General features: G+C 43.8%; 8 protein-coding genes and 1 pseudogene. 5 read left to right on the top strand and 4 right to left on the bottom strand.

Features of this window, described 5'->3' with window-relative positions; genetic code table 11:
- Together malE and AB4653_RS01560 are read left to right on the top strand one after the other, a co-directional pair.
- Positions 1-261: pseudogene (malE, locus tag AB4653_RS01565) on the top strand (maltose/maltodextrin ABC transporter substrate-binding protein MalE); the annotation flags it as partial.
- A 30-nt stretch (positions 262-291) separates the two neighbouring features.
- Complete coding sequence (locus tag AB4653_RS01560) at positions 292-3,174, top strand: amylo-alpha-1,6-glucosidase (protein WP_102258297.1); 2,883 nt, start codon at positions 292-294, stop codon at positions 3,172-3,174.
- Positions 3,175-3,290: 116 nt separating this feature from the next.
- Here AB4653_RS01560 and AB4653_RS01555 read toward each other — a convergent pair whose 3' ends face one another.
- The 3 genes from AB4653_RS01555 to AB4653_RS01545 form a co-directional block, all read right to left on the bottom strand.
- Positions 3,291-4,118 (bottom strand): alpha/beta hydrolase, encoded by an 828-nt coding sequence (locus tag AB4653_RS01555; protein WP_009845867.1) that lies wholly within the window; start codon positions 4,116-4,118, stop codon positions 3,291-3,293.
- Between the two features lie 173 nt (positions 4,119-4,291).
- Positions 4,292-5,173 carry a MalM family protein gene (locus AB4653_RS01550; RefSeq protein ID WP_009845868.1) on the bottom strand — a complete coding sequence of 294 codons (882 nt, stop codon included), beginning with the start codon at positions 5,171-5,173 and terminating at the stop codon, positions 4,292-4,294.
- Between the two features lie 78 nt (positions 5,174-5,251).
- On the bottom strand, positions 5,252-6,655 hold the full coding sequence (locus AB4653_RS01545; protein WP_009845869.1) for a carbohydrate porin: 1,404 nt from the start codon (positions 6,653-6,655) through the stop codon (positions 5,252-5,254).
- Between the two features lie 432 nt (positions 6,656-7,087).
- Between AB4653_RS01545 and glgX the strand changes: the two genes are divergently transcribed.
- The 3 genes from glgX (at position 7,088) to AB4653_RS01530 (ending at position 11,965) form a co-directional block, all read left to right on the top strand.
- Positions 7,088-9,061, top strand: coding sequence for a glycogen debranching protein GlgX (gene glgX, locus AB4653_RS01540; RefSeq protein WP_009845870.1), 1,974 nt, complete (start codon positions 7,088-7,090; stop codon positions 9,059-9,061).
- 264 nt (positions 9,062-9,325) lie between these two features.
- Positions 9,326-11,068 carry a diguanylate cyclase domain-containing protein gene (locus AB4653_RS01535; RefSeq protein WP_009845871.1) on the top strand — a complete coding sequence of 581 codons (1,743 nt, stop codon included), beginning with the start codon at positions 9,326-9,328 and terminating at the stop codon, positions 11,066-11,068.
- A 153-nt stretch (positions 11,069-11,221) separates the two neighbouring features.
- Positions 11,222-11,965: a tRNA (adenine(22)-N(1))-methyltransferase TrmK gene (locus AB4653_RS01530; RefSeq protein ID WP_009845872.1), complete on the top strand. Its 744-nt coding sequence runs from the start codon at positions 11,222-11,224 to the stop codon at positions 11,963-11,965.
- 149 nt (positions 11,966-12,114) lie between these two features.
- On the opposite strand, the gene AB4653_RS01525 is transcribed toward AB4653_RS01530, so the two are convergent.
- A partial coding sequence (locus tag AB4653_RS01525) for an acyltransferase (protein WP_372103155.1) occupies positions 12,115-12,965 on the bottom strand: 851 nt, incomplete at its 5' end.

Below are 12,965 nucleotides of genomic sequence, written 5' to 3'. Positions count from 1 at the left end.
TTCCAAGACTACGCTCTGAAAACCATGAATGATGACAAGCCTCTTGGCGCGGTGACACTAAAATCATTCCAAAAAATTCTTGAGAGCGATGATCGCATCAAATCAACCATGACGAATGCTGAAAACGGCGAAATTATGCCAAACATCCCGCAAATGACGGCTTACTGGTTCGCTGAAGGTGCGGCTATCGATAACGCAATGCAGGGCAAGCAAACCGTTAGAGAAGCACTAGACACAGCAGCGAAACAAATCACCAAATAACCTTTCTTTTTATTAATATCCTATTGTCCTTTGGCACAGCGCATGCTGTGCCTTTTTTGTTTTGGAAATCAACTCGCTATGCAAATCCCTACTCTTTACCTAAAAGGTACGTTCAATGGCTGGGGGTTAGACACCCCATTGTTCAAAGAGCAAGACGGCTCTTACAGAGCAAACTTATGCTTATCTACCGACCTTTATCGCTTCAAAATTTCGGATTCAGATGGCACCAAGCAATGGACGCTTTCAGGGCATGAAAGTGAAGCCACACTCTGCGAATTAGAACAAGCGATGCCTCTTATCAACACACAAGGTATTGGCAATGATCTGCTGCTCTCTCCCGCTGTCGCTGGTCAATACTCCTTGAAGGTGCAATTTGGATCTTCGACGCCAACGATCACCGTAACCAAGGGGGAATACAATGATCTATCAACACCTCAACGTGAGCCTATTGATACTCACCTGATTGAGGCTGATATTGAGGTTGAGGAGTCGCAGCCTCACTGGCAACACCCTGATTTTGCGATTCCACATGACCAACTATTCCAGCAGCTCACCATCTCAGAGACACAGTCATTTCCGTTTGTGTTCGGGGATAATGTCGATGGTTACTATCATGGAGCAACCTATAGCTATGTAAACGGTGGCAAATATCGTCACCACCAAGGTTGGATACTGGGAACCTTCGCTAGCTATATCGACGGCAAGTTCAATAATAAGTTAGAAGCTGAACGTGCCAGCCTGACGCCTTATGGTATTGAACATCATTATGATCATAGCCGAGAGTCGTTGAGCCTGGTTCAAGGTTCCAGACTTGTATCACTCACTGTGTCGTCAAACAAACCGAGTGCTTTAAGCCTAATTCCAGAACTCAACATACCGACCACTCACTCTAAAGTTCATACTTCAGACTCAAATATCGTCATAGAACTCAGCCCTCAAGTTTGCCCAGACGGCTGCCCAAGGTTTGTCGCCATCGCAAGCAATCATGCTGTACATGCACGAGAGATCTCGCTAGACGCTCACCCTGAACTTCGCGACCTAGTTCAGCTCTCAGAGAGCAACGCAAAACTCATGCTCACGACGTCAGATAACCAAACTGAACTCATCGTCTACCTCGGCTTTGCTGAAACCCTTAAAGCCGCTAGTTCATTGGTGAATCAAGCGGTCAAAAATAACGAACACGTTCTTCACCAACAGCGGATTTATGAGTTCTTAACCAATAATTATTTGTGGACCAACGACCTTGAATACAACCAAGCGGTTATGTGGTCGCGCCTTGCAAGCCGAACCTTTGTTAGCCATGAATTTGGCACGGGCATTTGGGCTGGATTACCTTGGTTCAAGGACTGTTGGGGCCGTGACACCTTTATCGCTTTGTCGGGCACAAGCTTGGTTAATGGGCTGTTTAGTGAAGCAAAAGAGATCATTGAAAACTTTGCGTCCATGCAGATGCTCGACGAAAATTCCACAAATTACGGCCGAATCCCGAATCGAGTGACGAGTAAAACGAACATCATTTATAACACCACCGATGGTACTCCTTGGATGATTCGTGAAGCCCTTGAGTACATCAACTACTCTGGCGATGTGGCGTTCGCTAAGGCCATTTATCCCACTCTCAAGCGTTTCATCACGGGTGTCGAAAAACATTACTTGAATAAAGATAGCTTGAGTAAAGATGGCTTGAATGAAGATTATTCGAATAAAGACAGTCTGATGGCACATCGCCACCCTGATACGTGGATGGATGCAAAAATTGATGGGATGACACCTTGGTCTCCTCGCGGGCCTAAAGCCAATGACATCCAAGCTTTGTGGTTTGAAAGCTTAAACTGCGCTATTCAACTCGCTATTCTGGTGGGCGACTCTGAATCAGAAAAGAGCTGGACAATCCAAGCAGGAAAAGTGAAAGAGAGTTTCGCCACTAAATTTTGGGATGATAAAAACCATCGCCTAGCCGACCATTTATCGCAAGGTGATGTGCCTGATTATAGCGTGCGTCCGAATCAGTTGATGACGATTTCAATTCCTCAGAAAAGTCCGCTGAATCAGAATGAAAGAGAGCAATACATCGTCAAGAACGCGGTAGAAACGCTATTGTTCCCATGGGGGATCTGCTCCTTACAACAAGAGCATGTCGATTTTCATCCTTATCACGACAATCAAGCTATGTACCACAAGGACGCGGCTTATCACAACGGGACGATCTGGGGGTGGAATGCGGGCTTTACTATTACGGCGCTCAACAAGTTTAAGCAGCAAGATCTCAGTTACCAGCTATCCAAAAACTTGGCAAAACAGATCCTTACACAAGGCTGTAGAGGGACAATGAGTGAAAATTTGGATGCTTTCCAAGAAAGTGACCGCGACCTTGTAGAATCAGGAACGTTTGCTCAAGCCTGGTCTGTTTCAGAATACGCTCGTAACGCGCAACAGGACTATTTGGGATATTGCCCACGCTTATTGGACAATCAGATACACCTAACACCAAATTTCCCAAGTTGTTGGAGCGAATTAGTGGCTTCGTTGCCTTTTGGTCAAGGAAACCAGCTACGACTGTCATTTGAATCTAAAAATGGGATTTCTCATTACAAGATTCAGTCAAATCTAGAAGATACGGTAAGTCCCGAAATCACATTGGTGCTTACGCTAGACATAAACCATGAGTCTGTTGCCGTAATCTCGACACCATTAACACAATCGTTGGAGATCATGATCGACAGTCACCAACAACAGGTCACGGTCAACGACAAACAAGCGCAGTTTGAGATTCAACCAAAGCCAAATAACGCCATCTTATGCGACTTACAAATTGCCAAGCCCGACTTTGCAAGGCAACACAACAGTTTGATGAGCAAGGACTACTTGTTGAACAAGCGCAATAAGCAAAAATTGTCAGCAGCCAAGGACTAGCTTTGCTGATACTAAGCCTATCGCTTTATAGACGTATAAAGTGATACGGTTATAAAGCGATAAAAAAGCAGGCCTAATACACCGTTTACGAAGACAAAACGGAGTTAGGCCTTCTTTTATTGTCTAAAAATAAAGTCGATAAAATTCGGGAATCGCAACGACCAAGCCAGTTCATTGTGTTGATGACCTTGTCCTTCTTGATAAAACAGCGTCACGTTCGGCTTTTGAGTGAGTAACGTGTTCATTGCCCTTGAACCACTCAGATAAACGTCAGCAAAATCTACGCTTGCCTCTTCACGAGCTTCATTCGTTCCCATATCCATATATATTTTCATTGGAGACAGAAAGTTAAACTCTTTCATATACTCGAAGTATGAGGATTTATTGAACCAAAACGCCGGAGAGAAGACCCCAAGCACGCCAAAAGTATTCTGGTACAGTGAGCCACCATATAAGCTAATTAGCCCGCCCATTGAACTGCCAGCAAGGTACGTAAACTCTCGGTTCGGCTTTGTTCTGTATGTTTGGTCGATATAAGGCTTCAATGTATGACAGATAAACGCTATATACTCGTCCCCTTCACCACCAAATTTAAGTAGCTCATCACCAACTCCCAACTCTTTTATCTCTTGGTTAGCGCGCCAAGGCGAATACTCATTGTAACGCTCCATGCCATCAAGCTCATGACTGCTGTCGATAGCGACAACAATTAACCCGGATAACTTACCGAGCCTTTGCATCTCATCGAGTGTCGTTTGTGCATCCCAACACATCCCATACGTCGCTGTAGACTTCTCAAAGACATTCTGCCCATCATGCATGTATAAGACAGGATAAGCGTGCTCTGCTTGGTGATACCCCGCAGGAAGGTAAATGCGGAGCGTTCGAGTTCGATTCAACTGTGGAATAAAGAACTCATCGATAATAATCAATTCAGATTGCATAACGACCTCTAAACTTGAAGTGTCTATAAATTCAGATATAAAAAACGCCCCTTTAAAGGAGCGTTCTATCTCTATTTCTATCTCTAAGCGACTAAGATACTGGGCTGCTAAGCCATTAAGCCTACTAATCTATTAAGTTATTAAGTTATTAAGCTAACTAATAAGCTAATAAGCTATTTTGCGTTGACGGCTCGCACAAAAGCTTCTTGTGCACCTTCAACATTAAGCGCCTTCGCTTCATCTAACAAACCTAAAGCTTTCGGTACATCACCTGACTTCACCGCATTTTGTATAGCAGACAAATAGAAGTCTTTTGTCTCTTGCTGCACACGTATCTGCGTGTCTGCTTTCTTCGGTACAACAGCTGTTGCAGTCGCTGCCATAGCGGCAGGGGCAGCAACGACTGGCGCTACGGCAGGTTTAGCACGGTAAGGGCGAAGTTTTAAAGTTTTAATTTCTAACTCTAAACGACCACCTAATTGATTGGTGTATACCGGATCGGTGACCATAGGCATCACCTCACCAAATTCTTTTGCTCGCACCTTTGCTGGGTGATCAACTTTCACCTTATTGCCAAGCTCATCAGCAGGCGTGTAGATAACAATATAAGGTGTCTTACTCGCATCAATACGCAAGCGCTCAATGTAACTCGTGCGAGTAAAAGCGTCGGATGCCTGAACCTTAAAGTCTTCAAACTTCAATGTTTGCACTGGCTTAAAGTTTTCATCTAGAAGCATGGCTTCTGGAGCAAAAACTGAATCATCGATCATTAAGCTCGATAGCTTAACGACCATCTCCCCTGAGCGCTCGCTGAACTTGAACGCTGCAAAGTGGCTATTACCTGTTGTAAATGTACCGACAGGTGATCCCAAGTCGATATCAAACTTTAAATCTTCATTATCATTCAATTGTGCGTATGGGTACTGCGAAAAATCGCTGCAGCATACTTCTGCATTAGTGGGTGCATCGAGTTTAGTTTGAACCTGAGCATCGGAAGCACAACCGCTTAGCAAGGCACCTAGTACCACGGCTAACATAGAGCTTTTATTTGTCATTGTAATCTCTCTCACTATTGGTTGTTGTTGGGGGAAACGGAAAAAGGCAGCCAATGGCTGCCTTATACTTTAAACGGTTTAGAACCAAATTTCAGTGTGTACACCGAATACAAATTCGTCTTTACCGTTATCGATACCAATTTGTTTAGCACTTGCTTCATCATCAGCTTTAATGTAGCTAATGTAAGGCTTAACTTGTGGACGACCGAAGTAGTCAGAGTTCGCTGTAAATGCAGTTGCAATTTCTAGGTTAAGAATATCGCTCTCTACAGCATCACCAGTACGATTCCAGTAACCTTCATCACCTTCTTCATGTGCATAAGAAGCCGTAGCTTCTAAGCGAATGTTGTCGTTCAGTTTGTAAGAAGGACGAGCAGCAACCATGTAACGAGTCAAACCGTCAGCACCAAACAATTGGTCAAGAGCTGTAAAGTACACTGCTTCCGTACCTAACTGCCATTTTTCAGAGATGTTAAGCACACCGTAAGAAGTCAAGAATAGTGATTCTTCTTTATCACCGCCACCAGACCAACCACCGAAGTTAACACCACGGTTTTTCATTACGCCAGAGCCGTAAGCAATTACGTTTTGAGTCCAACCGTCTAGGCCATAGTAACTTGTATTAAGCGTTACAGCTGCACCGATACCGTCTTCGTTCTCACCGCCATTAATGTTTTGCTGACCATATTTAAAGTCAAAGTCTAGGCTGCCGATACCCGCATCCACGCCGTAGTAGTACAAGTCAATAGAAGAGAGTGTCTGTCTTTCTTTTGCACCATCTTTCTTCACTTTACATTCATTCGGGTTTGTCGATGTAGTACCATCTTTTTGCTTACAGTCTATCGCGTAAGAATCTGCAGAACCTGCATCAGGATCAGCCATCACATAAGCGATACCAGCAGTATGTCCTGCAAGCTTAGTTTGAATACCTGCACCAATACCAGATGATTGTTTCCAAAACTCACCAGATAAAAGGCCAGCTGCACGGTTTAGGTAACGTTGACCACCCCAAATAGAAGTGTCTTCACCTAAAATGCCGCCGAGCTCAACAAAAGCTTCTTTTACTTCGAACTGAGAATCATCATTCTTCTTTTGTCCGCCTTCAGAAGAATAAGCGTATGAGTTACCGTTACCATATTCAGTACGAAGAACGTAGTCGGCCCACACACCATTTTGGTACTCAGAGTGCTTCTTAATTACAAATTCAACTTGGTTAGTACTCTTACCGTGAGTACCCGCTGTTTTGTAATCTGGCTTACCGAATTCAGTGTCTACTGTTTTACCATCTACAACACGAACGTTAGAAGACATGTAACCGTGAACTTCCCAGCCGTCAGTGATAACGTCAGTAGGGTTTTTCACCTCTACTTCCATTGAAGAGTCACCACTTGTTACATCAAGTGCAACGTCATTTTCTGCGAACGCTGAACCAGCGACAAGTGCAGAAGCCACTGCAGCAGCAATCAAACTTACTTTTTTCATTCTTAACTCCATTAAGGACGATTTATTTTAGGTTTTATATTTTTGCTCTCTTGCGACAACCAAAGGCAGTAATGGCGGGCGTAAGATAGAGAGGTTTAGGGTTTCCCCTGATTCGTTTCAACGGAGCCAATATTAAGAGGGGATGACAAGTTTGACTTCCTCCACCCCGAACTAAATTAAGGGGGATGAGAAGGGAGTAGAGTTTATACAGAATGGTATTTTAAAGGGTTGGATCACTTAATCTAGGAGGAGTAGACAGCACACAGATCTAATTATTCAGCATAAGTGAGATCTACTTCAAATATATAATTTGAACTTCATCGATGAATTATTTTTCAACAAAATTTATTCTATGAAGTTGCTTGACCTTAATGGGACAAAGCCTTTTACTAATAGTTCACTGATGTTGATAAACGAACAAGAAATCAAGCAATGACTAGAACGCTCGCTCGCCCTTATCCACTAGGCGCAACGCTAGGTAACACTGGCTGTAACTTCTCAATTTATTCCCCTGACTGTAAATCCCTTTCTCTCGCTCTTTTTGACGAGAACGATGAGTTCACCACTTATAAATTGGAAAATGAATACGCTGATATCAGATATGTATTTGTTGATGGTATTAAAGCGGGACAAAAATACGGTTTCATTGCTGAAACTGATAATGGCCCGATCTTACTTTCCGACCCTTACGCTAAAGCAATAAGCGAACCGCTCGATTACGCAACGCCATATACCAATGAAAAAAGCTTTTCGATGGCGAAGTGTCTCGTAGTTGATGACACGTTCGATTGGCAAGATGTCGAAAAGCCGCGTATTAGCCGCGAAGAGACCGTTCTTTTCGAAACCCATGTTAAAGGCCTATCTCAACTTCACCCAGAAGTCGCGACCAATACAAAAGGCCGTTATTTGGGGTTAGTTAGTCCCGAAATGCTTGCATTCTATAAACAGCAAAACATCAATTCTCTACAACTTTTACCCATTGCTGCATGTATGCATGAACCCCACCTATTGGATATGGGGAAAGTGAATTACTGGGGTTACAATCCATATTTGTTTATGGTGCCAGACCCACGCTACGCAGAGAAAGACGCCGTAAGTGAACTCAAAACCGCGATTCGAGAACTGCACCGCAACGGTATCGAAGTCATTCTTGATGTCGTCTACAACCACACTGCAGAAGGCGGTGAAGGTGGTACAACCTTCAACCTAAAAGCACTGGATAGCCGCTACTACATTAAGCATGGCTGTCATTACGCGAACTTCACCGGTTGTGGCAATACGGTCGACCTCACCCACCAACCAGCACTGAACTTAGTCATGGATACACTGCGCTACTGGGTTAGTGAGTTCCAAGTCGACGGCTTCCGTTTTGATTTGGCAGCAACACTGGGGCGCGAAGGCGATAACTACAATCCTGAGGCTGCTTTCTTCAAAGCCGTTGCCCAAGATCCGGTATTGAAAGAAACCAAGTTAATAGCAGAACCATGGGACATCGGGCCAAATGGCTACCAAGTTGGCAATTTTCCGTTGGGGTGGAATGAGTGTAACGATAAGCTGCGAGATATCACTCGTAGCTTCTGGCGTGGCGACCAAGGCTACTTGAAAGAGTTTGCGACTCGCTTAATGGGCTCTCGTGACATCTACAGTGCCGCACACTGGCCGTACAAATTAACCGTCAACTACATCACTTATCATGATGGTTTCACCATGCAAGATCTTGTTTCTTATAAACATAAGCACAATGAAGAAAATGGTGAGAGCAACCGCGATGGACACGGTGATAATCGCTCTGAAAACTATGGTGTTGAAGGCAACACAGAAAACCTTTTAGTTATCGCAACACGTGAAAAGCAAAAACGTAACTTCATGGCAAGCCTGTTATTTGCATTCGGTATTCCGCATATTTTGACGGCCGATGTGTTATCTCATACTCAAAAGGGTAACAACAACGCGTACTGCCAAGACGGGGTCACCAGCTGGCTCAACTGGGAAGATTCCGAGCGTAAGACTTACTTCAAGGCTTGGTTATCTGAGATGATCTCCGCACGTCAGCAATACATGGTGCCGTTTATCAAAGCGTTCAGTGGCGATAAACGTAACTCTAACCGTATATTCTGGAGCCGTGTTGATGGCACAATCATGGAACATGATGATTGGAACCGTTTAAGCTCCGTAGCCTTGCATTTAGGCATCGGCAAAGATGGCGACGAGTTGATTTATCTGATCAACCAAACCAACGCTCCTGCTCGATTTTCTTTACCGAGTGACCGTCAGCAAGACTGGGTCACCATCTGTGATACCAACTTGCGAAACGTGAAACCGGGTCATGCCGAAGGTGAAATGCTGTTATCTCCCGTTTCAATGGCAATTTTGCACTATTCGCCAAACAAGACTGATTCGGTTTAGGTTTAGGTTTAGGTTAAAAGCCAGACCAGCTTAATAGAACGCGCGAAGCCATAGAAGCCAGTTATATTTATGACTGGCTTTTTTATTAGCTGAACGTCACAAACTCAATTTTTTATATGGAACATTTTGCATTGATGTGATTACGAAAACTGTTTAGTATGGCCGTACTATAAAAATGAATCTATAACGTCTTTGGATATCATGGCTTTACCTAAAACATTAATTCGGCTTTTTAAACCATACATTATTTTATTAACTGGAGGGATGCTCTATCTTGCTGCAGCTCAACTTGAAAAAGTAGAAACGACAGCAAAAGAACAATCACTATCAAATATTCGTATCGCAAGTTCCATCATCAATTCCAACATCGAAGCCACATTCGGCAAACTCTATTTTTTGGAAACCAGTTTAAGCTTATCTACATCAGGCCCCGTCGGTGAACAAAAATTCAGGGACATCAGTGACAATATTCTTAAGAGAACACCTAACTTCTCCGATATTGTTCAATACCAGCCTCAATCCCAACAATATATTTCAACTCGTGGCCTGCCTCTTTCTAATGAGCAGATCAATGCCATCCAGTGGAATCCAATTGATAGTGTTGTAGAAGGTTTTTACATCTCTTCTATCTATCAAAAACCCGATGGTCGTTGGGTTTTCGCGATCAAACACACGACGGAAAAGTTGAACAAAGAAATATGGATTGAGTTTGACCTTTTGCATACCACACAAGGCCTGAGAGACTTAAAGACATTAGACCGTGGCTATGTATTTGTGGTTGATAGAGCAACCGAACGACTGGTTTTCCATCCTGACCCGAAACGCATTGGCTCCAAATCCATCAGCTATCATGCCGGCATCAGCCACCAACTCTCTCAAGGTGAGACCGTCGGCCAACACGAATACTACTATCAAGATAATTTCAAAATAACGGTATTTGATGCTGACAACAGCTTAAACTGGGTATTCGTCTCGGGCACTGATCGTCACGACATACTCACCAGCTCACACCAATTTACGCTAACTGGCGTGGTACTCGGGTCACTGCTTCTATTATGGATTGGCGCACACTACCTAGCTCACCGCTTGAACATGTCGTTATCTCAACTGAATAAAGTTGATGATCTCGCCAGCTTTAAACGAGAGTTAAAAGCCATATTCAATAGCTTTACCTATCAAAAAGGCATTCAATTCTGCCTTTATCAAGCAGAGAGCCATTCATTCAGTACCATCGATTATCATGGAAACAAATCAACGCTACATACTGACAAAGCCCTTGCTGAGCGATTTGCTCCCGAGACCATGGCTTATCGAAGCAGCAAATACGCAGATCCATTGGCACGTAAACTCAAAATACTCCAACGCCACTACTGTATCCCTTTGCACTCTCGTAACCAGCTAATCGCGGTGATTTACGTCAATGCGCCCTTGCCGATCAGTCAAAGTATTTTACGCATGATCAAAGATTACACGGAAGTCTCGTTGTCTAACTTACTGCTCCACCATCAATTGAGCAGTAAAGATCTCATGACTCAGTTAGACAACAAAAGTAGTTTTAACATCGCGATCGACAACTACGCATGCGAACCCGATACCTATGTAGCTCTGCTCGATATCGATAACTTTGACCACGTAAATCGAGCTTACGGTGAAGCGATTGGCGACAAGATGATAAAGCTTGCCGGAGAAGCGATGCGTTCTTACTTTCCTAAGCCAAAAGGGCTTTGCCTTGCTCGAGTCGGGGACAAGGAGTTCGCCGTTTTATTCAAAGCGAATGATGCGAAGGATGCCAAGCACCAATTGGAACAATGTCGAGTCAGCATCGCCGAGAAAACCATAGTCACTCCGGATATCACATTGTCACTCAGTATCAGCGTCGGGTTTTCGCAAATAGACGGCGAAACAGACTCTGCTTTAGCCCTTGCGGAACAAGCAAAGCTTATCGCACTACAACTTGGAAAGAATCGAGTAGAAGGTCACATTAGAGGCGTAGCCAAAGCGTCGTAGACATTAGCTAACACGCTCGTATCACACCGATTGGTACGATACCGATAACAAAAAAGCACCTAGGATTAATCCCCTAGGTGCTTTTGTTTTTATGGAAAGTCTTTACAATGCGCGTTCGATACAACAATACCCTTTTTTAACGATACGAGCCTTATGAAGCTAAGTAACCGACTGCAAACTCTCCACTCCCTTGTCAGTAATGACTACCAACATATTTGGGACTGTTGTTGTGATCACGGCTTCTTGGGTGTTCAGCTATTATCTGACCACAAAGCACCGCAGATTCATTTTGTCGATATTGTCCCTTCTCTGATGAATGAACTGGAGGGCAAGCTAACGCGTTACTTTCCCCAAGATAATTCAGACCAACAAGCGATGACCAGCCAATGGCAAGTCTACTGCTTGGATGTCGCAGCGATTCCATTGGAAAAGCACACAGGCAGACATCTGGTCATTATTGCGGGTGTGGGAGGCGATCTAACACAAAAGCTCGTCGACGATATTCATTGCAAGCATCCAGACAAAGCGATCGATTTTTTACTTTGCCCGGTTCATCAGCAGTTCGAGCTAAGAAATCATTTAAAGGCGCTCAATTTCGGCCTAATTGATGAAGTGTTAATTGAAGAGAACCGTCGTTACTACGAGATTTTATTGGTCAGCAATAACCAAGGTGAAAGCGACAAAAATCTAGATGAAAGTGGCAATAACCGAACGGTAACTGAGATATCAAGCGTCGGCGACAAGATCTGGACTCCGAACTGTGAACAACAGAAGCAAGTATCACAGCAATACAAAGCCAAAACATTGCAGCACTACTTGCGCATCCATCAAGGACAAGAGAAGCAAGGCAAAACCAGTGAGGTTAAGCACATCATTGAGGCTTACCAAGCGATTTAACTTCCTCACTCTTTGACCATCCTTGTTTTAGCGCTTTAAAACATAGTGAGCGCTGACTGCACTGTTTGAGTAGACAAAGTCCAATCAATAAAAAAGCCGACAGTTCAATGAACTATCGGCTTTTTTGATGCTATCGATTTGGTATGAGCTTACTGTTCTTGTTTCTTATAAGCCACATCAGATTCATCAGTCGTTTCAACCTCACAGGGCGTATCAACCCCATAAACCGTATCAAGATAGTCGTCTTTCTCTTTCCACGTATTATTCAACCAACTGTGGAAACGACGTTTAAACGCTTTATCTTCAAAATAATTACCGTTCACGTTCTCATCCATTGGGTGCAGTTTAATACGCACCACCACCTTGGTCATTTTACCCTTCAGCATGTCTTCAAATGGAGAAGCCTGATTTTCTGGATAAGCCAGAGTGACATCCACAATACCATCCAAGATTGGGCCCATTGCCGATAGAGCGAACGCCACACCGCCGGTTTTTGGCTTGAGTAGATGTCGATAAGGTGTTTTCGCTGTCGCCAGTTTCTCGTGGTTTGCACGAGTCCCTTCCACAAAATTCACCAAGGTTGTCGGTGCCCATTTGAACTTAGTACATGCCTTATTAATTGCCTCGAAATCATCATTGCGACGCTCAGGGTTACGAATCAAAAACTCACGTGAGTGACGTCTCATGAAAGGCATATCCAAGCCCCAACAAGCCAAACCAACAAAAGGAACGTACAGCAATTCATGCTTAAGGAAGAACTTAGTCATTGGCATCTTGTCTTTCAAGATCGAAGACAAGATCACGATATCCGCCCAACTGAGGTGATTCGACATCATCAAGTACCATTGCTTAGTCGAGATGTCTTCCCCGCCCTCAACTTGCCACTCGATATCGTTATTCACATTCAACATCCAAAGGTTAAGCGAAGCCCAACACCAAAATGTGAAATTCGCTAAGCGAGTACATGACTTTTGAACAATAGAGATTGGAAGAATCAGTT

This window comes from Vibrio sp. 10N.222.48.A3, assembly GCF_041475345.1.
Classification (GTDB): domain Bacteria; phylum Pseudomonadota; class Gammaproteobacteria; order Enterobacterales; family Vibrionaceae; genus Vibrio; species Vibrio tasmaniensis_A.
The sequence above is the reverse complement of the archived record's forward strand: the minus strand, read 5'-3'. Positions and strand labels throughout refer to the sequence as shown.

Excerpts from the sequence above, each read along its gene's own strand:
- AB4653_RS01555 (WP_009845867.1), bottom strand. The coding sequence starts at position 4,118 with ATGCAATCTGAATTGATTATTATCGATGAGTTCTTTATTCCACAGTTG.
- AB4653_RS01550 (WP_009845868.1), bottom strand. The coding sequence starts at position 5,173 with ATGACAAATAAAAGCTCTATGTTAGCCGTGGTACTAGGTGCCTTGCTA.
- AB4653_RS01545 (WP_009845869.1), bottom strand. The coding sequence starts at position 6,655 with ATGAAAAAAGTAAGTTTGATTGCTGCTGCAGTGGCTTCTGCACTTGTC.
- glgX (WP_009845870.1), top strand. The coding sequence starts at position 7,088 with ATGACTAGAACGCTCGCTCGCCCTTATCCACTAGGCGCAACGCTAGGT.
- AB4653_RS01535 (WP_009845871.1), top strand. The coding sequence starts at position 9,326 with ATGCTCTATCTTGCTGCAGCTCAACTTGAAAAAGTAGAAACGACAGCA.
- AB4653_RS01530 (WP_009845872.1), top strand. The coding sequence starts at position 11,222 with ATGAAGCTAAGTAACCGACTGCAAACTCTCCACTCCCTTGTCAGTAAT.